Source organism: Cutibacterium porci, from assembly GCF_009696315.1.
Taxonomy (GTDB): Bacteria; Actinomycetota; Actinomycetes; order Propionibacteriales; family Propionibacteriaceae; genus Cutibacterium; species Cutibacterium porci.
Window position 1 is genome coordinate 795,967 of the sequence record NZ_VUMG01000001.1, and the last position, 19,573, is coordinate 815,539.

20 protein-coding genes and 2 tRNA genes are annotated in these 19,573 nt (G+C 63.0%); 11 read left to right on the forward strand and 11 right to left on the reverse strand.

All coding sequences use genetic code 11. The features are described 5' to 3' along the window. The first annotated feature begins 16 nt into the window (after window positions 1-16). The 3 genes from FYJ43_RS03485 (at window position 17) to FYJ43_RS03495 (ending at window position 3,352) form a co-directional block, all read left to right on the forward strand. A complete protein-coding gene (locus tag FYJ43_RS03485) occupies window positions 17-1,093 on the forward strand; it encodes a hypothetical protein (protein WP_154561921.1) in 1,077 nt (358 codons plus the stop codon). A gap of 50 nt (window positions 1,094-1,143) precedes the next feature. Beyond that, a complete protein-coding gene (trxA, locus tag FYJ43_RS03490) occupies window positions 1,144-1,581 on the forward strand; it encodes a thioredoxin (protein WP_154561923.1) in 438 nt (145 codons plus the stop codon). A gap of 166 nt (window positions 1,582-1,747) precedes the next feature. Continuing rightward, on the forward strand, window positions 1,748-3,352 hold the full coding sequence (locus FYJ43_RS03495) for an MFS transporter (RefSeq protein WP_326833315.1): 1,605 nt from the start codon (window positions 1,748-1,750) through the stop codon (window positions 3,350-3,352). Window positions 3,353-3,416: 64 nt separating this feature from the next. Here the strand turns inward: FYJ43_RS03495 and FYJ43_RS03500 are convergent. Then, window positions 3,417-3,489, reverse strand: a tRNA-Arg gene (locus FYJ43_RS03500). Window positions 3,490-3,693: 204 nt separating this feature from the next. On the opposite strand from FYJ43_RS03500, the gene FYJ43_RS03505 reads away from it, so the two are divergent. Beyond that, window positions 3,694-5,091: a UTP--glucose-1-phosphate uridylyltransferase gene (locus tag FYJ43_RS03505; RefSeq protein ID WP_154561925.1), complete on the forward strand. Its 1,398-nt coding sequence runs from the start codon at window positions 3,694-3,696 to the stop codon at window positions 5,089-5,091. Then, window positions 5,088-5,459 carry a hypothetical protein gene (locus tag FYJ43_RS03510; RefSeq protein ID WP_326833276.1) on the forward strand — a complete coding sequence of 124 codons (372 nt, stop codon included), beginning with the start codon at window positions 5,088-5,090 and terminating at the stop codon, window positions 5,457-5,459. The genes FYJ43_RS03505 and FYJ43_RS03510 overlap by 4 nt, the downstream gene beginning before the upstream one ends. Window positions 5,460-5,552: 93 nt before the next feature. Here the strand turns inward: FYJ43_RS03510 and FYJ43_RS03515 are convergent, their stop codons facing one another. The 4 genes from FYJ43_RS03515 to FYJ43_RS03530 form a co-directional block, all read right to left on the reverse strand. Beyond that, a complete protein-coding gene (locus FYJ43_RS03515; RefSeq protein WP_154561927.1) occupies window positions 5,553-5,921 on the reverse strand; it encodes an MscL family protein in 369 nt (122 codons plus the stop codon). Between the two features lie 102 nt (window positions 5,922-6,023). Further along, the gene (locus tag FYJ43_RS03520; RefSeq protein WP_326833316.1) at window positions 6,024-6,593 is read right to left on the reverse strand and encodes an SAF domain-containing protein; all 570 of its coding nucleotides are present in this window, start codon (window positions 6,591-6,593) and stop codon (window positions 6,024-6,026) included. Window positions 6,594-6,756: 163 nt separating this feature from the next. Next, on the reverse strand, window positions 6,757-7,059 hold the full coding sequence (locus FYJ43_RS03525; protein ID WP_154561930.1) for an FmdB family zinc ribbon protein: 303 nt from the start codon (window positions 7,057-7,059) through the stop codon (window positions 6,757-6,759). Between the two features lie 77 nt (window positions 7,060-7,136). Next, window positions 7,137-7,724: a 5-formyltetrahydrofolate cyclo-ligase gene (locus tag FYJ43_RS03530; protein WP_326833317.1), complete on the reverse strand. Its 588-nt coding sequence runs from the start codon at window positions 7,722-7,724 to the stop codon at window positions 7,137-7,139. A gap of 110 nt (window positions 7,725-7,834) precedes the next feature. Between FYJ43_RS03530 and FYJ43_RS03535 the strand changes: the two genes are divergently transcribed. The 5 genes from FYJ43_RS03535 (at window position 7,835) to FYJ43_RS03555 (ending at window position 11,888) form a co-directional block, all read left to right on the forward strand. Then, entirely contained in the window at window positions 7,835-9,142 is a 1,308-nt protein-coding gene (locus tag FYJ43_RS03535; protein ID WP_154561931.1) for a MoeA family protein, read from the forward strand. 67 nt (window positions 9,143-9,209) lie between these two features. Continuing rightward, window positions 9,210-9,854: a GNAT family N-acetyltransferase gene (locus FYJ43_RS03540; RefSeq protein ID WP_195839891.1), complete on the forward strand. Its 645-nt coding sequence runs from the start codon at window positions 9,210-9,212 to the stop codon at window positions 9,852-9,854. 81 nt (window positions 9,855-9,935) lie between these two features. Further along, complete coding sequence (locus tag FYJ43_RS03545) at window positions 9,936-10,730, forward strand: hypothetical protein (RefSeq protein ID WP_326833277.1); 795 nt, start codon at window positions 9,936-9,938, stop codon at window positions 10,728-10,730. Between the two features lie 23 nt (window positions 10,731-10,753). Continuing rightward, the gene (locus tag FYJ43_RS03550) at window positions 10,754-11,767 is read left to right on the forward strand and encodes a TlpA family protein disulfide reductase (protein ID WP_154561932.1); all 1,014 of its coding nucleotides are present in this window, start codon (window positions 10,754-10,756) and stop codon (window positions 11,765-11,767) included. A 48-nt stretch (window positions 11,768-11,815) separates the two neighbouring features. Next, a tRNA-Ala gene (locus FYJ43_RS03555) sits at window positions 11,816-11,888 on the forward strand. On the opposite strand, the gene FYJ43_RS03560 is transcribed toward FYJ43_RS03555, so the two are convergent. The 6 genes from FYJ43_RS03560 to FYJ43_RS03585 all read right to left on the reverse strand — a co-directional run bounded on the left by FYJ43_RS03560 (window position 11,862) and on the right by FYJ43_RS03585 (window position 18,880). After that, a complete protein-coding gene (locus tag FYJ43_RS03560) occupies window positions 11,862-13,571 on the reverse strand; it encodes a recombinase family protein (protein ID WP_154561933.1) in 1,710 nt (569 codons plus the stop codon). The two genes, FYJ43_RS03555 and FYJ43_RS03560, sit on opposite strands and share 27 nt — an antisense overlap. A 343-nt stretch (window positions 13,572-13,914) precedes the next feature. Beyond that, complete coding sequence (locus FYJ43_RS03565; protein ID WP_407643718.1) at window positions 13,915-14,523, reverse strand: hypothetical protein; 609 nt, start codon at window positions 14,521-14,523, stop codon at window positions 13,915-13,917. Between the two features lie 12 nt (window positions 14,524-14,535). Beyond that, a complete protein-coding gene (locus FYJ43_RS03570) occupies window positions 14,536-14,979 on the reverse strand; it encodes a single-stranded DNA-binding protein (protein WP_154561934.1) in 444 nt (147 codons plus the stop codon). 93 nt (window positions 14,980-15,072) lie between these two features. After that, window positions 15,073-16,824, reverse strand: a complete 1,752-nt coding sequence (locus FYJ43_RS03575; RefSeq protein WP_154561935.1) for a TraM recognition domain-containing protein — start codon at window positions 16,822-16,824, stop codon at window positions 15,073-15,075. A gap of 26 nt (window positions 16,825-16,850) precedes the next feature. Continuing rightward, window positions 16,851-17,396: a hypothetical protein gene (locus tag FYJ43_RS03580; RefSeq protein ID WP_154561936.1), complete on the reverse strand. Its 546-nt coding sequence runs from the start codon at window positions 17,394-17,396 to the stop codon at window positions 16,851-16,853. Beyond that, window positions 17,396-18,880 carry an ATP-binding protein gene (locus FYJ43_RS03585; RefSeq protein WP_326833278.1) on the reverse strand — a complete coding sequence of 495 codons (1,485 nt, stop codon included), beginning with the start codon at window positions 18,878-18,880 and terminating at the stop codon, window positions 17,396-17,398. The genes FYJ43_RS03580 and FYJ43_RS03585 overlap by 1 nt, the downstream gene beginning before the upstream one ends. On the opposite strand from FYJ43_RS03585, the gene FYJ43_RS03590 reads away from it, so the two are divergent. Next, the gene (locus FYJ43_RS03590) at window positions 18,854-19,381 is read left to right on the forward strand and encodes a helix-turn-helix transcriptional regulator (protein ID WP_326833279.1); all 528 of its coding nucleotides are present in this window, start codon (window positions 18,854-18,856) and stop codon (window positions 19,379-19,381) included. The genes FYJ43_RS03585 and FYJ43_RS03590 overlap by 27 nt on opposite strands. Window positions 19,382-19,573: the final 192 nt, after the last annotated feature.

Below are 19,573 nucleotides of genomic sequence, written 5' to 3' on the forward strand. Positions count from 1 at the left end.
CGGTGACGACGCCACTATGGGTGTGCTTCAAACATTGCGGCCCAGTGAGCCTCTGGACCTGGATCAGATTGCCATTTTATGCGAGTCAGGCTGGTACGACACCGCCGATTCCATGTTGAGGATGGCGCGCGCATCTGAGTCCGAGAATCCGCACCTCGTGCAGGCCGCTGCCGTGACGGCGGTCGCTCGCCGAGTATTGACGTTGGACGCCGAAGATTTCGAAGAAATCGGTGACGTCCTGCCTGCCGATTTGCGATCGCGCCTCGTTGATGCCGGGTTTCCGCACCAGCCGCGGTCTGTCGCCAGAGGAGCGCTTGGTAACCTCGTTCCGCTATACGAGCTCATGCTTGAGGTCCTCGACATCCGGATGCATCGTGAGGAGCCTCAGCAAGTCGTCGTAGCATGTCACATCCTGGGAGAATACTTGCCGCAGCTAGCGTGGCAGTCGACGCTAGGCGACGGCGGGGACCCTCTTACCCTGCCTGACAAGGTTGGCGAGAAGTGGGGTGGCGATGGCCAAGGGTGTGCCCACACATCTGCGATGAATGCCACGGCGCGACGCAGCCTGCACGCCGCTCTGGGAGACGAGGAGGGGTATACCTCGTATCTTGACAAGTTTCACTCCCGGCTGGGAGAGGCCCTCGGGGTGTGCGCGATGAACCATGCCACTGTTGACGCGGGGGAGCGTCCCGACGTGGGTATCACCTGCCCCGATCCGTGCCAATGGGTTTTGTCTGGAACGAGGGAAGAACGCAGAGCTTTAGACGCTCGGGTGCGTCTGGCTCGGATATTCCAAGAGTCTGGTTTGGTGGCTTTGCGGCATCATGCCCCGGTGGGTCACTTCTTTGGGGTGCCGTCGGGCAGCGAGATCGGGAACGCCTGGGTGACGACGTGGAACAAGCTCAACGAGCAATGGGCTGATGGTTCTAACCCGATGCTCGAGGAGGCCCCCGGCTATGACGTCGATGTCTGCGACGAGGCACTTCCGGGGCTATCTCGGTTGGTATCGGTGATCGCCGCGCGTCCGATGAGAGCTGGCCATCTGCTTCGAGATCTGGGTGCCACCGCTATCGCCGAATTGAGAGCAGCCTGAGATTTCGTCACGTGTCGGAGCATCGGGAATAGTTCGGTCCTTGGTGCTGTTTGACGGCATATGGGCCGAGGCGCCACGGCGTTGCGGTCGACCGAACCCAAGCAATTACCGGGAGGTATAACGTGGCTACCGTCGCATTGACCAAGGACAATTTTTCCTCGACCATCGATTCTAACGATGTTGTTCTGATCGACTTTTGGGCGTCCTGGTGTGGGCCGTGCCAGCGGTTCTCGCCGATCTATGACGACGCTAGCGGGCGTCATACCGACGTGACCTTCGCCAAGGTCGATACCGAGGACCAGCAGGAACTGTCTGCCGGTTTGGAGATCACGTCCATCCCGACGATTATGGCCTTCCGCGCTGGATACCTGGTATTCCGTCAGTCTGGCCTGTTACAGGGTCGTCAGCTCGATGAGCTGATCGAGAAGGTTAAGGCGATCGATGTCGAGGATCTCAAGAAGCAGGCTGAGGCTCAGGCTCAGAGCTGATGTAGCAATGTGAACCGCAAATCTGCGGGCCGACGGCAGGATGGTAACGTCCTGCCGTCGGCCCGTCTTTCGTCATATCTAACGACAGTCGATAGGGCGGGGCGTGGGGCTGAGCGCAGAGGTGCGTAGGCCGACAAGCTGTTCCTAGGAGTTATCCGTGACATCAATTGAGGTGGCTGAGCTCGTCGAGACGACGCAGCCGGCCGGTCCGAAGCGCCGGATAGGGGTGGTTGCCGCCGTCGCTACTCTGGGCTCACTGCTCTTTGGCTACGATACCGGAGTCATTTCTGGTGCGCTGCCCTTCATGTATCTACCCCATGGCGCCGGTGGGCTGGCTTTGACAGTGGGCCATGAGGGTGCCATCGGTGGCACGCTCACCCTGGGTGCCGCGTTCGGTGGCCTTATCGGCGGCATGATGAGCGATCGCTGGGGTCGTCGTCATAATCTCCTGACCCTGGCTGTCCTCTTCATCGTGGGAGCGCTGGGGACTGCCGTCGCTCCCAGCGTGTGGGTGATGTACCCATTCCGTCTGGTACTCGGATTCGCCGTGGGAGCGGCCTCAGCGACAGTGCCAGTCTATTTGTCAGAGACCTCGCCGAAACGGATGCGGGGTCGGATCGTCGCACTCGACCAGTTCATGATCGTTTTCGGTCAGCTACTCGCCTTTTCCGTCAACGCTGCCATTTCAGCGGCTCACGGTGGCCCGACGCTGACGGTGACGGCCGATCCATCCGGGCGGCTGGCGCCGGGGACGTATACCTGGGACACGTTGCAGGCCATGACGATCTCCCACGGCGGGCAGATGAACGACGAGGCATTCCACGCCTTCCTCACTCAGCTGTCGGTGTCTGCAGGATCTGGTGGAGCATGGCGATGGATGCTCGTAGTGTGCACGCTGCCCGCTATCGCGCTGTGGATCGGTATGAGGAGGATGCCCGAGTCGGCTCGCTGGCATCTGAGCCACGGCCAGCTCACGGAAGCTATCGCATGTCTTAAGCAGGTGCGTGTCGAGGGGGTTGACGAGCCCATCGTCGATGAGGTCACTGAGATGGTTGAACTCAATGGCGAGGGTGGCAGGCTGACTCATCGTCAGCAATGGGCCGTCGTGCTGGAGTCGCGATGGGCGCGTCGCCTGCTGCTGGTTGGGGTCTTCCTGGCGGCGGTGAACCAGACCACTGGCGTCAATACCGTCATGTACTACGCACCGAAGGTGCTGGAGTTTGCGGGAATGAGCACCCAGGCGTCAATTATCGCTCAGGTGGCCAATGGCGTTATGTCCGTGATTGGTGCCGCAGCAGGCTTGTGGCTCATCGAACGGTTCGACCGCCGCCACCTGCTCATTTTCGACGTCACCGCGGTCGGAGTGTGCCTTCTCGGTATTGCAGCCACGTTCGGGTTGGTGATTGCTCCTCACGCAGGTAAGGGGGTCCCGAAGTGGGCGCCGATCCTCGTGCTCGTCCTCATGAGCATCTTCATGCTCATCGTGCAATCCACTAACGGCACAGTGGTGTGGACGATGCTAGGTGAGATGTTTCCGACACGAATGCGCGGGGCGATGAACGGTGCCGCAGTGTTTTGCGGGTGGCTGGCTAATGCGACGATTACGTGGACATTTCCGGCCATGCTCGCGGGGCTTGGTGGTGCAGGAACGTACCTGACGTACGGCCTGGTAAACCTCGTGATTGCCGTGATACTCGTTAAGGTCATGCCCGAGACGAAGGGACGCTCGCTAGAAGAGATCGAGGTCGAGATGAAGCGACGCTATGCCTGAGGCCGGCTCGATTGTTGATAGGTCTCGCGTGAACTGGGGTTCCGTCCCCAGAAGTGGTGTGATGCGGCCCCGATAGGATTCGAACCTACGACACATGGTTTAGGAAACCACTGCTCTATCCCCTGAGCTACGGGGCCATGCCCATAAAGGGCCCTCCTAGATTAGTCCGGTCAGGCCATCTGGACCAACCTTGGCCCCCCATGACGGAAGTGGACCTGACGAGTTGTGCGCCCGCGTTGAAGATTGGCCGGGACGGCGGTCACCGTCAGTGCGTGCTCTGGCTCACTCGTGAATTGTCCTCGATAGACTGACCGCACCTATGGATATGCAAGGGGGCCAGGATGAGTGAAGAAGGGCTTGCGGCCGCACGCCAGAAAATGACCGAGGCAGGCGTCGATCCCGTCGCCGTCGAGGTCTTTACCTCCTACTACCACCAGCTGGAAACCGGCGATACTGGGCTCATTCGCGAGGACACCATTTCCCCGCTCACTGATCCACCGATGCTTGACGACGTTGAGGTCAGCGAGGAGCAGGCTGCTCAGGCCCTCGACAAGACCGTTATTATCAAGCTCAACGGCGGGCTTGGAACCTCCATGGGACTCGACCGCGCTAAGTCACTGCTTGAGGTGCGTGACGGCAAGTCTTTCCTTGACATTATCGCCACGCAGGTACTCTCGGCGCGCAAGACCTTCGGTGCCCGGCTGCCGCTGATGTTTATGAACTCTTTCAATACCCGCGAGGACACCCTCAAGGCCCTCAAAAAGTACCCGGATTTGGTTGTCGACGGTCTGGAGCTCGATTTCCTTCAGGATCAGGAACCGAAGCTCGATGCTGAAACTCTTGCGCCGGTGACGTGGCCGAAGAATCCTTCCCTCGAGTGGTGCCCGCCGGGCCACGGCGACCTCTACACCGCCTTGCTCGGATCCGGCGTCCTGGACCATCTGCTCGAAGCTGGATACAAGTACGCGTCGGTGTCCAACGGTGACAATCTCGGCGCTGTCCCGGATGGTCGCCTCGCAGGCTGGTTTGCGGCGTCTGGCGCCCCCTACGCCGCCGAGCTGTGCCGTCGCACTGTTAACGACAAGAAGGGCGGCCATCTTGCCATTCGCAAATCCGACGGCCAACTCATCCTGCGCGATACCGCACAGACGCCCGCCGAAGAGATGGATTACTTTACCGACGAGCATCGGCACCCGTTCTTTCACACCAACAATCTGTGGTTCGACCTTGAGGCCCTCAAGAGAGTGCTCGATCAGCGCCATGGCGTGATGGGCTTGCAGCTTATTCGCAACGAGAAGGCGGTCGACCCGAAGGATTCCTCTTCGACCCCGGTTATTCAGATTGAGTCCGCTATGGGTGGGGCTATCGAGGTTTTCGAAGGCGCCACGTGCATCTGCGTCGATCGGTCGCGATTCTTGCCGGTCAAAACGACCAATGAGCTGCTGCTGCTTCGCTCCGATGTCTACGATCTTGACGACTCGGGCCACCTCGTCAAGACCACTGACGAGACGTGCGCTATTGATCTTGACAAGGCGTTTTACAAGAAGCTCGGCGATTTCACCGAACGTATCCCTGAACCGCCGTCCCTGCGTCGCGCCACGTCGCTCACCGTCACAGGAGACTGGACGTTTGGCGCGGGGGTTGTCGTCGACGGGGATGCCTCGCTGGTCACCGAGACCCCCAAAATCATCCCCGATGGGACTGTCCTCACGGGCGACATTCCCGGTGGGGCACAGTGACACCGGATCGACAGTGCTGGGAGGCGGTAGCCGCAGTTCTGACTGGACAGCGACTGACCGCCCCCACCTCGCCAGGGTGGCGGGCTACCGACCTTGTAGCGTGGCTGGCTGAAGAAGGATGGTCGGCACCGCGATTGGTCGACAGGCGTGCCAGATTCCAGCAGGCTGGACAATCGTGGCCTGAGCCGATCCCCGACGATTTATCCACAGGCTTAGAGTTTGCTCGCTATGGGGCAGTGCTTGCCGAGGTTCGTCGGATCGTTGGGCTCGATGGTTTGAGCGCCACAGTGCACCGGGGCGCAGTGGTTATTGGGCCAGACGAAGCTCGCTTGTTGGCCGAACGTCCGCCTCACAGCGTGTTGCACTGAACTCAATGACGCCGACCCTCACGACAGTGACTCGAAATAACACTGACTCTCATAGCCCTGGGTAAGAAGGCGGTGCCGTGACTCCCAGCCCTCTCAATGGATCTGACGGGACCGTAGCTCGTCGCGGATCTCGACAAGCAGGTCGGTAGTGGTCGGGGCAGGCACTGGTTCGGCCTCGGTGTGTGTGAGCTTCGCCGTTGTCAACTCAATGGGCTTGATTAGCCCGGCATAGATCACGAGGGACATGACGAAGAACGAGATGACGTCGGTGATGAATGCGCCGACGTGGACCCCGCCCGGAACCCAGCCTGAAAAGTTCGGGGTGCCGCCCAGTTTGCCGATCAGATCCATGATGATTGTCGTCAATGATGTGACGACGGTCGAGAACGCGCCGCCGAGGATAAATGCGACGGCGAGTTCCATGAGGTTGCCGCGCATGAGAAAATCCTTGAATCCCTTCATCGGGCTCCTTTCACGTTGGTTACTGCCCTCACACCGGGCCCGGTAATGGACGGTATCGCAGCGCCCTGACTAGTTCACCTGCCGATCTGGGTAGTCGTCCTGTCATTCCACCACCAATCCCAAAGGCTGTCCTTGGCCAGCCACCGCGATCGCTGCGGCATCGGCTGACCCGGTGGACACGACGACGAGCTCCGTTGACGGGGAACCCTGAATGAGACCGCCTCCGCTACTAGGCAAGCTCCGAATGATGGCGCCGCGCGTCAGAATGCGCGGGGTCCCATCCTCGCTAGGAGATACCACGGACACTCGCTGGCCCACCTGCAGCATTCCGACCATCGAGGAGTCAGCAACATGGATGCCGACGAGGGCTTTGCCAGGACCGATCGCGGACCCGGAGAGCACCGCTGACGTCGTCAAGATTGTTCCCTCGGTGATTCGCACTGACGCTTGGTGCCCTTCCACTTGCGCAAGGCTGGCCGTCTCATGGGGAAGAATGCCCGGATCAATCCGAACGATGCGCACGTCAGTAGGCTGGATGACGCGACCGCCTTCAATAGCATGCGCGGCGACGACGACTTCACGCCCAGACGCCGAGGTTGCTGGGGATGCCACCAGAAGTACTGCGATGGCCGCGAGAATGGCAGCTAGCCCGCGCCGGTGGCGGGCTACCAGGATATGTACGCGTCGCCGCACGGTGGTTTTATGGGTGTGGGCTGGGCGTCGAGGGTCCTTGGTGTTCTTCGATGTCAGTCTCATACCCACAGTTATCGTCGCGGGAGAGCGAATAATTCAGTTATCCACAGGGCAATTGTGTTCTGGTTGAGGCGCGCCCATGTCACGATGCGCTATCAGAGGCCTTCGTTGATGACGATGGTGACGAGGAGGTCGACTCAGATTTCGGTGTGGACTCCGAGGATGCCGATGAGGAGCTGTCCCCTGTGGCTGCCCTTGAGGCGCCCTTCGTGTGGTTATCGGTGGAGTAGAACCCTGAGCCTTTAAAAACCACGCCGACCGCGCTGAAGACCTTGCGCAGGGATCCCTCGCAGGACGGGCAGACGGTCAGCGCGGGGTCACTGAACTTTTGCACGACCTCGAGGTCACGGCCACAGTCATTGCATTGGTACTGGTAGGTGGGCATAATCTCCTCGTTCTGGCGGTATCGGGCGCCTGTCGAATGATAGGCGCGTCACCGAGTACCAGGAAATCCCGCGCCGCCTACTGGCCCAGTGGGTGCAATCCGCTGGGGGTGAGAGCTGCAGTGACGGGCTCGTCCCATGGCTCGTGGGGCACCTCGTCGACAATCTCGTCGTCATTGACGACTGCCCACACGGGAGTGTCACATGCCCGGTAGGTAAGGACACGGTCATACCAGCCGCCGCCGACCCCGACGCGGTATCCGGATCGGTCGACGAGCAGCGCAGAGCACAGCACCACCTCGACCTGATCGATGGCCGAGGCGGGTAGAATCGGAGCTATCGGTTCAGGGATCTGCCACAGGCCAGTTCGTACGTTCTTGCTGTCGTACCATGCCCACGCCGGTTCGTGGAGAGAGTGGCCATGGCCGTCGGTGAGAACGGGTGCCAAGACTCTCTTACCCATCATGACAAGGGTGTCAGCAAGATCCATGGTGTCGGGCTCGTCGCCACGAGATAGATAAAGGGCGATCTTGCGGGCCCACAACAATCGGCTCATGGCGTGCTCAGTACGCCGATCGTCGCGGCTCATTCGTGTTCGGTGATCCAACGCGGCACGATGAGCGAGGCATCGACGTCGCAACTCCTCCTTGCTGACTTGAGGATCCACTCCGGCGGGTCTCCCATCTGACGGAACATGGTCTGTCGTCATTACTTCATGCTATGCCCTAGCCGAGTCGCTGCCGGGCAGACGCCGTCATGCCCTCTAGGGTGATGCCCATGGCGTTGTTTCACAGGAAGAAGCAGGTCGAGGCCGCTGAACCCGACGTCGAGCCTCTCGGCTTGCCGGGAGCGCCGGAGACGGATATGTCAGGTCGTCGGTCTATCGACGATCATCGTGATTACCTATGCAGCCTGGTGCAAGCCGTCCCGCCAGTAGCTGTTGAGGTTCCCAAGGCTGTTGGTCTGGCTGTGTGTGAGGACGTCCATGCGCCCCATGACGTCCCAATCGTGACGACGGCGATCAGTGACGGCTATGCCCTTGATTCGGCATCGACCCGAATGGCTGGACGGCCTGGTGCTATCACAATTCAGGTTGACCGACGTCCGCCTAGCCCAGTCGTCTCTGGTACTGCTGTGCGCGTCACGGCTGGATCGCTGCTTCCTGAGGGGACCGACTGTGTTATTCCATTGGAGCTGCGTGATGCCGGTGGCGACATCGTGCTGTTCTCTGCGGTGAAGAGGTGGGCTGGGGCTCGATTAGCGGGCTCTGATTACGGTGCTGGCGAAGTTTTGGTACGTAACGGGACCATCCTTCACCCCGGCATCATCTCGATGCTCGCTTCGGCCGGAATCAACGAGGTGTTCGCCCGTCCACACCCCAAGGTTGTCATTGTTGCGGTGCGTGCTGACGAGGACCATCGCGAGGAGATGATGCGAAGGGCTCGGGCCAATGGTGCTGAGGACGTCGCACCCCTTGACGCTACGGCTGCCGCTATCGAGTCTGCTACCCGAGCCCTCGACGTCAATGTCACCGTCGTGTCCACCAGTACCTCCAACGAGACCGAGTTGACGCGTCTGCTAGCGAATGCCGCGCATGGTGCTGACCTCGTCATCGCCACCAGCGACCGGATAGCTGTAGGTCGGCCCGACCCTGTGTCCTCGGTGCTGCCGCGAATGGGGGCCACCGATTTCGCCAGGGTGGCAATGGAGCCGGGCTCAAATCAAGGGTTCGCCCTGATAGACCCGGGCTTGGTTCCCCTCATCGTCTTGCCGGTGGGGCCTGGGCCAGCTCTGGTCTCCTTTTTGGCCTTTGTACGGCCACTGCTACGCAAATTGTCGGGACTCCCGCCAGCCGAAAGTCTTTCCGCCGAGACGGATCGACCGATTGCGCGGCACCCGGAATCGACCACCTTCATCCCGGTACGTTTAGCGCGGGTAGGCGGCCGTCCGGTGCTCTCACGAGCTGGGATGGGGGACGTTACCCATGTCGTCGATTTGTCGATGGCAGACGCCATCGCTGTTGTCGGGGCAGGGGATGAGCCAGTTCCCACCGGAATGCCGCTCACCTGCTGGCGGTTGAGGTGATGGCGTGACGTCATCTCGTCTGCCGTGGGGGGTGTCGATGCCTCGCCATCACCACTGGCCAGTGACGTTGCAGGCCGGTGGGGTGGTGCTGCGTCCGTTGCGGCGTGCTGACGAGGTGAGGTGGACGACGATGCGGGAACGTGATTGGGATTGGTTGGGCCCATGGGAAGCCACCAAGCCCCCCGGCTCTCGCGAGCGAGTCGGAGGCTACGGCGCGATGATTTCGCGAAACCGCCGACGAGCCAGGGAAGGCGCATCGTTGCCGTGGGCAATTGGATGGGACGATGGTTGGCCCGATCATCCCGCCATGAACCGAGCCACCACACCCCTCATTGGACAACTGACGGTGTCGGCGATTTCGCTGGGATCTGCGATGTCGTGCTCGATGGGCTATTGGGTGGCTTCTGCCTATGCCGGTATAGGTATCGCACCGACCGCAGTGGCGCTGGCCTGCGATTACGTATTCCAGGTTATGGGATTGCACCGCGTCGAGATTTGTGTGCGGCCGGAAAACAGCAAGAGCTTGCGGGTTGTCGACAAACTCGGCATGGCGGAGGAGGGCATGAGGCCGTCATATCTGCATATCGATGGCCAGTGGCGCGATCATCGAGTATTCCGCCTACTAGCTGACGATTACCCCGACGGCGTTCTGCGTAATTACCTTGTTAACCACCTTCTTCCAGGGGCTGAGCTGGGGGAAGACGAGGGCTGAACCACATCATTGTGATTCGTTTCCCGACACTCCGTGTGTGGTCCCCGCGACACGCCGAGGCATCCCCGTAGCGTGTCCTTCGTGCAAGCCCTCCAAGCTGTTCTCATCGCCATTGTTCTCGTGGGATGGATCGCCTATCTCGTCCCGATGGTCGTCAATCGACGACGGAATCACGAGGTATCTGACGATAAGCGCCAGGATTTTCCCGACACCATGAGCGTGGTGTCTCGGGGGTCATGCACAGTCACTCCTAACGACATCGACGAGGGCCCCGAGGTGGAGTTGTCCACCCCATACACCAGGTCTTATGCACGTTGGGATCTGAGGCGGTCCTGGGCGGGGGCAGCCCGACGCCGAATGACGACCATGCTTGTGCTACTAGGACTGACGGTGCTGTCGATAGTGTTCGCCGTTGTTGGCATGACGCCGTGGTGGCTGGTGGCTGTCTTCGCGCTGCTGTTGGTTGGCTTCTTTGTTCTAGCGCGCTGGTCCGTGGTGGCCATGGCTAAGCGTTTCGACCGTAGATACGCGCTGATCGATAGCGGATGGGACGAGGATACCGTGGTGCTGGAGGTGAGTACAGAACCCTTTCGTTGCCAGAACGAGCCCACGTCCTGGAGAGTCGACCTCGACCGTCCGGTGACGGCGTCGGAAGGTTCGCTGTGGGATGACGTCGTTGTCACTGCTCCGACCTATGTCTCGACGCCACTGAGCGCTCGGACCGTCCGCACCATCGACTTATCCGCTCCCGGGCCAGTTCCCGGCCAGGTCGACACCCCTGTTGTCGCCGAGGAACCGGTCGAGAAGTCCGACGGTGAGCAGGTTGCGGGGGCTCACGAGGGGCCGTCGGGGGTTTTAGGAGTCGCGTCGGCCTGAACGATCTGGCGCGGCCTGGCACAATGGCACCCGTGTTATCCGGTTTGACGCTGTGTGCTGTTCTCCTTGCTGTTGTGCTTGTCGTTTCGGGCGTCAGCAAGGTTCAGTCACGCGATGCTGTTGGTGACGCACTCGACGCGCTGGGCCTTCCTGGTTCTCAGTTGCCGTCGAGGGTGTTGTCGACGTTGCCATGGGCAGAGGTCGCGTTGGGAGTCCTGTTAGTGGTCGCGGGCGGTACGTTTGGTGTCGTCGTTGCCGCATGTGCTGTCGGGTTGTTTTGCGCGTACCTCATCATTATCGTTCGGGCGGTCGCGACGATTCCTGACCCGGTTGACTGCCACTGTTTTGGCGATGTGGCTCCCGGTGACATCGGAGCTCGGACTATCGTGCGCAACGTCCTTCTCGTCGTGGCGTCCGTGTTGGCTCTCCTTGTAGCGATTGATGATCGTCGTCCGGTGGTTGTAAGGGTAATTAGGGCTCCCGAGGCGGACTTGTGGTGGTGGTTGGCGGCGGTGCTAACGGCTGCCGTCGTCGCTCTCATCCTCTATCGGCCGGCGGGTGAACGAAAAAAGGTTACTGACGCCGAAGATCTCGCCGATTACGAATCCACCCCAATCCCTCTCGCGTCAGTTGTTGACGTCGATGGCGCCACAAAAACTCTTCGCGCGCTAGTGCGGGAACGCCCTGTTCTGCTGCTGTTTATTAAGCCTGGCTGCGCGCCATGCGAGCAGGTGTTGTCGAAAGCTCTGGGATGGGTGCGGTTGCTGCCAGAGGTCGATGTGCGGTGCGTGGTCACGAGTGAATCTGTTCGCGAGAACCTGCCAGAAGCGTTGGGTTCGCTGTGCTTGGTAGATAAGGCAGGCTCGGCCACACTCGTTTTTGAGGTGGATAGATACCCGACGGCATGGCTGCTGGGCGTTGACGGTCGTATCGCTGGGGGTCCGCAGATGGGACCACCAAACATTGAGACGATGATCCATGACATGCGTCGTGCTCTCGATGACGTCGCTAACGAACGAGAAATCCCCGCAGAATGATGAGCATGGCGCGTGACTGTCTGGGTGTGGTAACGTAACCGCGTTGTTGGGGCATTGGCGCAGTTGGTAGCGCGTCTCGTTCGCAATGAGAAGGTCAGGGGTTCGAATCCCCTATGCTCCACGTAAGATGAGAAAATCGAAACTTGCCCCGCCTGATGGCGGGGCAGTTTTGTTTCTGCGGTGACTTTGGCCGGGGCGTCGATGCTGGCGTGGGCAAGGACGCTGGCGGTGGTCTCGTCGGGTGTGTAGGTGGCGTTCTCTTCGTCGTCGATGGTGATGCGGGTGAACAGGGCGCGGTTGAGGATGCGTCGTTCGGCTGTTCGCACTTGTTGTAGAGGTCGTCGAGGTCGACCAGGAGTTCGGTGAGCCGGTCCAAGCCCGTTCGGGCCTCGGCGTAGGTGTCGGTTAGGTTGTCGATCCGTGTGTTGATCTGGTCGAGGCTGGCGCGGATGCGGTCTTGCTCGCTCTTGAGGAGGTCGAGGGGGATCGCGTCGGCGTAGTGGGCCTGGACGAGCTTGAGGCGTTCGGCTTCGAGCTTGTCGCGCTGGGCAGTGAGGAGCTTGCGTTCGTCCTCGCTGGATCCTTCGAGCTGGTCGAACACGTCGTTGAGGACCTTCCGGACCTGTGCGGCCTGGGTTGGGCTCAGGGAGTTGCGCTGGTAGGTACGTTCGATCTCGGCTTCGGCGCGTTCGGCGAGGATCGCGGAGCGAGTGCAGTTGGTGGTCTTGCGTCGTCGTCCGGAGCAGGTGAAGTACTCGTAGCGGTCCCCGGTCTTGTCGCGGGGGCGTTCGATCATGAGCTTGGCTCCACAGGCGCAATACAGGGTGCCTTTGAGGTAGTGGTCGTACTTCTGGGGTCGTTCGCCGCGGGCGTTGTTGGCGTCGAGGTTGGTTTGGGCGCGCAGCCAGGTCTCTGCGTCGACGAGAGGTTCGTGGGTGCCGTCGTAGGTGACGCCGCGGAAGGTGACGGTGCCCTGGTAGTAGGGGTTGGTCAGGATCTTGTGCAGTCCGGTGGTGGTGACTGGTTTGGCGGGCTGCGAGGGGGTGGGTCGGGTGGTCAGGCCACGGGCTGTGAGTTCTTTGGCCAGGCGCGACAGGGACCAGTCCCCGGTGGCGTAGGCGGTGAACGCGAAACGGACGAGGTCGGCGCGTTCGGGGTCGACTTGGATCTCGCGGGACTCGCGTCCTCGGGCGTCGGTGGTGCGGACGTTGAGGTAGCCCAGAGGCGCTTTGGTGGGGGTGCCGCCGATGGCCGCTTTCTGGGTCATGCCTTTGAGGACTTCCTGGGCCAGGTTCAGCGAGTAGAACTCGGCCATAGAGGCCAGGATGCCGTGCATCAGCATCCCTGAGGGGGTCTCGTCGATGTTCTCGGTGACCGACACCAGGCTGATGTTCGCATCTCGCAGCGCGGCGTGGATCATGGCGTCATCGAGCCGGTTGCGGGCGAGGCGGTCGACCTTGTTGATGATGCAGTACCGCACCGGGTGCGTGGTCGCGTAGTCGAGCATCTCTTGGAGCGCGCGTCGTTGGGCGGTCTTGGCGGACTCGTCGGGCTCGATGAACTCCTTGATGATGACCGCGCCGAGCTGTTCGGCCTTGCGCTGCGCGGCTTCGCGCTGGGCCGAGATCGACAGACCCTCTTCCAGCCCGTTGCGGGTGGCCTGATCCTTGGTCGAGACCCGCAGGTAGCTGATCGCCGCCACCTGTCCCTCTCCCTCGGGTGCTGCGGCGTCTGGGCGTGGTGTGGTGCGGGCGAGGCGTCGAAGGCCTGAGATGTCGAGGCCGGAGAGCTGATCGAGTGTCATGGTGACCGCCTTTCACAAGCCCCCACATAACCGGGGACGGGTGGGGCGCCGGAGGCGGTCACGTCAGAGTCGAAAAGAACACCCCGCGAACGGGGCTTAGCAAGGCAGGTGCCAACGGCACCGAAACTTGATGTGAGCCCAGTCTAGCGACCGGCTACGAGCAGGCGACGAAGATGGGCACCGGACTGACTGCCGGGCTGGTCGCCAGCGGTGCGCAGCGCGATCCGGATCAACACCTCCGCAACCTTCGCGGCATCGATCTCCTCACGCGGCTCATACCGGACGCGCAGGGGCCGATCCGCCTCGACTCGGGCCGTGGCGCGGCGGTACCGGCGCACCATCCTCAACCACTCTCCCGGCCCGACACGTTGTCACGAACCTCACCGGTCGCCGGCTCGATCCGGTCATCGAGGCTGGCGTAGAAGGCGTCCTCAGCAGCCTCTCGTTCGTTGACTTGGTCGATGACGAACTGAACGAAGTCGGCATCCCGGTCGGTGATCACCGACTTCTCGTGGGTGGGTTGGGGTTCTTCGCCGGGCCAGGTGGTCTGGCGGGTGGGTCGGTCTCGATCGAGGCGGGTGCCGGAGGCGGTGACCCAGTCGCGCAGGCGGTGGCGGGCGTCGGCGAAGTCGCGGTGCCAGCCCAGGGGTGCGGAACTTTTTTGTTCGGGGTCGTAGGCGCACAGCCAGTGCAGGTGCAGCGCAGACAGTTCCCAGACCAGTTCGGGATGGCGGTGCCAGTACGGCGGGATCACCGAGGCAGGCAGCCCGTAGGTATGGCGCAGCCAGTCGACCCACCGGTTCAGCTCCAGCAGCTCTGCTTCCAGATCCTGCGCGGACAGCAGGTTCCAGTTGATCGGGCGCGGGGGTTCGGGCAGCGCGTTTGCGTCGAACCTGTCGGGCTGGTCGTCGAGGATGCCGGGATCATCGGGTTCGGGAACGAAGTCACTCACGTCAGGCCCCTGTCACATGCTCAGGCTGGTGGTTGCTGGAGCGCTTTGCCGGGGCGGTTCGAAGGCCTGCCCAGTGGCGTCGCGGTTCATGGCTTGGCGGGGTGTGCGGTCAACGTCGTAGCGGGTGCGGGCGGTGTCGTGCCCGATCTTCTTGGCGACAAACTCTTCGCCCGCGATGGACTGTCTGTCGCGCTCGTAGGTGTACTCGTGGGCGTAGCCTTCCGCGACGAACTGGTCGCCCTTGGTGAAGCGTTCGAAAGCCCGCTCGGCGGTGGCGCGGTAGAGCACGAGGTTGCCGAAAGATGGCTCCAGCTTGGTGAAGCTGCCGTCCTCTTCGCGCTGGAAATTCTCCTGACCGAAGCGGGCGTAGAAACGGGCATCGCCGCGTTCGGTGTAGGTCAGCTGCGGGTCGGATGCGATGAACCCGGACAGGGATTCCTGGGTGCGGATAGCCATGACGCGGTACCTCTCAACTCGTGGACTGCAGCCCGCTCGTGGTGTGGGCTGCTGGTACCGGTCAGGTGCACCCACCGTCCCGGACTATGCGTCCTATGTCGGTCCGGTCAGGAGGAGCTGTTCCAGGTCACGCCGGTCGTGTTTGAGGGTGGCGGCGTCGGGGCGGGTGGGCCAGGCGGTCAGGTCGGTGATGATCGGCGGCGCGGAGCGGAGCAGGGTGACGCCGGTGCCGAAGGGGAGGGTGCGGATGCGGTCGGGTGGCAGGATCGGCACCCGCCGCACGGAGCGCTGATTCGACCTGGTCCCGTGGTCACCCAGCGTGACAGAGTCGGTGTATTCGTCGCGTTCCCCGATGAGGGTGGTGAGGTCTTGGAGGTCGCGGCTGTTGGATGCGCCGCCGAGGATGAGTTTGACGATGGCGGCGTCCCAGATCGCTCCGGCTTGGTGTTCGGACCACTTGTCGCGTGCCTGGGCGAGCGATTGGAGGACGGGCAGGGTGGTGATGCCGGTGCCGCCGCCTTCGGCCATCAACGTCGGCAGGGATGGCAGGGGCGCGAGATTGCCGATCTCATCAAGTGCCAGGAGCAGGGGCGGGTCGAGGCGTGCGCCGGGTGAGCGGGCGGCGAGGCGGCGGGCGGTTTCGATGAGGTCTTCGATGAACGCTGCCACCAACGCCGCGGACGCCCCGGCGCCGGCTCCGGTGGCGAGTAGGTAGAGGGTCCCGGACTCGCGTAGGAAGGTCTCGGGATCGAACGGGGTCTCGCCGTCGCGGGGTGTGACCGCGTCGAGGACGCGGGGGTCGGCGAGGGCTCCGAGGGCGAGGGCGACGCCTTGCCAGATGGAGTCACGGGTTTTGGGGTCGGCGTCGATCATCGCTCCGAGGGAGTCGGCCCATCCGGCTGCTGCGTCGGGGTGGTTGGTGAGGATGGCGACGGTTTCGGCTGCGGCGGCGGGGTCGAGGGTCCACCGGAACAAATCCGCCGGCTTTCGAGAGTCCAATGCGGCGGCGTGGAGGAGGGCTTGGAGGGCGGTGCGGGTTTTGCCTTCCCAGAACCCACCCGACTCCACGCCGCCGGCGGACAGGCCGGTGGCAGAGGCCAGGCCGGTGGCGCGGATCATCGCCGTCAACGGGTCTTCGCAGCCGCGGACGGGTGACCAGCGCATCCCCGCCGGGAGCCCTTCGGCCAGGTGTTGGGGGTCGAACACCGCCACCGGACCGCGGCGCTGCCGGGCGCGGAGGGTGGCGGTGAGGTTGTCGGGCCTGGTGGAGGTGGTGACCACGGGGCCGGGGGCATCGAGGATGGCGGGGATGACGATGTGCAGGCCCTTGCCGGAGCGGGGTGGGCCGATCAGCAGAATCGAGTCCTCCACGCTGGCCCACACCCCGACGCCTTTCGATGTCCCGAGCCGATACCCCACCTCACCCGGGGCGGGGTCCTTCAGCGACGGCCGCAACGTGGATGCCCGTTTCAGAAGGGCCTTCTCGGAGGCGACCTGCGCGATCTCGTGGCGAGTCGCGATCCCAGCCAGACGGTGCGGATTCACCTCCTGAGCATGAGAACGGCGCCGCCAGGCGACCCATCCCCAGCCCACGAGCGCGACCAGACCGCCCAGAATCAAAACGGTCGTAGCCCAGTACGCGACCGGGCTGAGACCAGGGGCTGCGAGGGCTTCGGCGGGGTCACCGGAGTTGAACAACACACCGGCGCCGGCGGCCCAGCTCGCTGTGGGCTGGGGTGCTCCGGTGAGGAACGCGGCCACCGACCCGGTCGCGCGCAGGACGAGGGTGAGGAGGAACAGGCTGATGAGGCCGATGAGGGCGGCGTTGGTCAGTTCCTCACCCATCGACCCACTCTGCCGCTGCTGCGCACTCACGACGCCCCCTGCACGATCAGGGTTCCGGACGTCCGCCCGACCACCACCACCGGACCCAAGGCAGTGTCGGGTGGGGTGATGGTGCCGTTTTCATCAGCCGCCACTTCCTCGGTGACCTGGGCGACGAGCACCGTCTCACCGGGCAAGAACCCCACCAACCGCTCCGATTCCACGGCCCGAGTCGCTTCCTCAGGTTCAAAGCCATCATCGGCAGCTTCCGGACCATTAGGGGCCGCGTCATCCGGCTCGGGTTCGGGGTTTCGGCGCGGTCGGTGGGCGTGGATGATGTCGGTGAAGTGACTGCCGTCGGACTCATAGACATCCACTCGCACGGGAACACGGCGCTGCTCGGTAAGGTCATCGAGGATGGCCGCGAAGTCACCCCGACCCCACACCTCACCCGCCGACGGAAGATGCGGTTGCTGGTCGGCGGTCACCGTCAGGGTGCCGGTGATGTCGACGGTGATGACCACGTGCCGCAGCACCACCGGCACCTCGCTACTTTCGTTGCGGCGGTGGCGTCGGGCGGGGAGCTTGGGCATTACTTGACTCCTGCGGTGAGACGGCGGCTGGTGTCGAACAGCTCCAGCTCGCCAGGGTGGAGCTGGTGCTGGATCACGAACGAGCGGTTCTTGATCCGCCACAGTCCTTGGCCCACTCCAAGGTTCGGCAGCAGAGCTTGTTCGGTTCCGGTCAGGCCGAGCGCGGTGGCGGTGGGGCCGAGCTGATCAGATTCCTGGCGGTAGACGATCCGCGTCTCCGCATTCGCCAACAGCGAGTTGGCGAGGGAACGCATGGCGGAGCCTTCGTCGCCGACGTTGTCGAGGTCAGAGAGTTTGTGGAAGATCAGCATGTTCGCGATCCCGTAATGCCGGGCCAGACGCCAATGCGCATCCATCCGCTTCAACAACGCCGGATGGGACATCAGCCGCCAGGCCTCGTCATAGATCACCCACCGCTGTCCACCATTGGGGTCCAGCAGCGCCGATTCCATCCACGCCGAGCTACAGGTCATCAGTACTGAAATGAGGGTGGAGTTCTCGGTCACCCGGGACAGGTCCAGGCTGATCATCGGCAGATCCGGATCGAACGCCACGGTCGAGAGACCGTCGAACAGACCAGCGAGGTCACCAGCGACCAGACGCCGCAAGGCGTGTCCGACCAGGCGTCCGTCTTCCGCCAGACGGCCGTCGGGGTCGTGGCTGGGGGTGAGGATGTGGTCGACAACCATCGGCAGGATCGGCACCTCGTTCTCTGCCACGGTGGCGGTGAGGGCGAGGTCGATCGCGGTGTGCTCCAACGGCGTCAATCCCCGCGCCAACACTGTTTCGGCCAGCGCGCCGATCAGGTCCCGGCGCCGGGAAGCGACGGTGCTCGCCCACTCTTGGTCGGTGAGTCCGCCGGGGCGGTGTCCCTCATCGAGCGGGTTCAGGCGAGTGTGGAGGCCGTGGCCGAGCACGATCGCCTTCCCACCCACCGCTTCGGCGACCGCGGTGTGTTCGCCCTTGGGGTCGCCGGGGACGTAGACGCGGCGCCCGAACGGCAACGACCGCGTATACAGCGATTTCGCCAGCGATGACTTCCCCGACCCGACGATCCCCGCAAGCACCAGGTTCGGGGCGGTGATGATCCCGCGGGCGTAGAGGACCCACGGGTCGTAGACGAAACTGCCACCCGAATACAGGTCCTGGCCGACGAACACCCCATCCGACCCCAGACCGCCTTCTGCCATGAACGGATACGCCCCGGCCAGCGTGGCCGAGGTGTCCTGATGCCGCGGCACCCGCAACCTGCCCGGCGACCGCAACGCCGCCGGCCCAGCCTCACCGGCCGCCGGCAGAAACGTCGTCGACTTGCGCTCCTCCCGTTCCGCCAGCGCTTTCGCCTTCGCCGCCTCCCGCTCGACCCTGGCCTGCTCAGCCTGCAGGCGGGCAGCAGCCTGCCGACGAGCCTTACGGGCCTTGCGTCGCTCCGCAGCCGGGGAGACCAACACCGCAGCGTGCAGGCGTTCCTTCTCGCCACTCACAGCGACCGCCCCACCGAAGACGACGCCCCACGCGCGCAAGAGCTGGTCGTGGAGCCGCATGGTCTGGTGTCGGCCGGCAGCGACTGGTATCTATGCGCCAGCACCGAGGGAACGGTGCGGTTCTTCAAAGCAGTCCGTATCGAGCACGCCGCCCTGCTGGCTGAACCGTGCTCCGGACCTGACCTGGATGTGGCCCAAGCATGGCGAGACCACCGCGGCCGGTTTCTCGACCAGTTCACTCCTGTGAGTGTTGATGCCTGGCTTCGGGCCGAGCGGTGGGACGACGCGCGCGAGTGGAGTATCTGCACCAGCCCGATGGATGCGTCCGGGAGCCCACCGGGTGAGGGGTGGCGGCCCGTGCGCCTGGAGTTCATGGACGACCTGCACGCGGTCACCGTCCTGCTACGCCTCGGCTCGGACGTGCGCATCGAAGCCCCCGACGACATCAAAGCCAAGCTCCTGGACCAGATCGACCAGGTCGCCACGCTCTACCGCTCGTGATCCTGCTCCGTACGGCCGCCTCTGAGCACCCGGATCTCAGCCAGCTGTAGCCACCATCTTGCGCTGCCACGCGTCTTGCAGATCGAGGTTGGGAGGATGCCGGCTCACCTGTGTGACGACCAGGTGAGGGGTGATTCGGGTGACGGTGTCGATGCGGGTGATGTCGGCCGGCGATGGCTACAAGTACCTGCT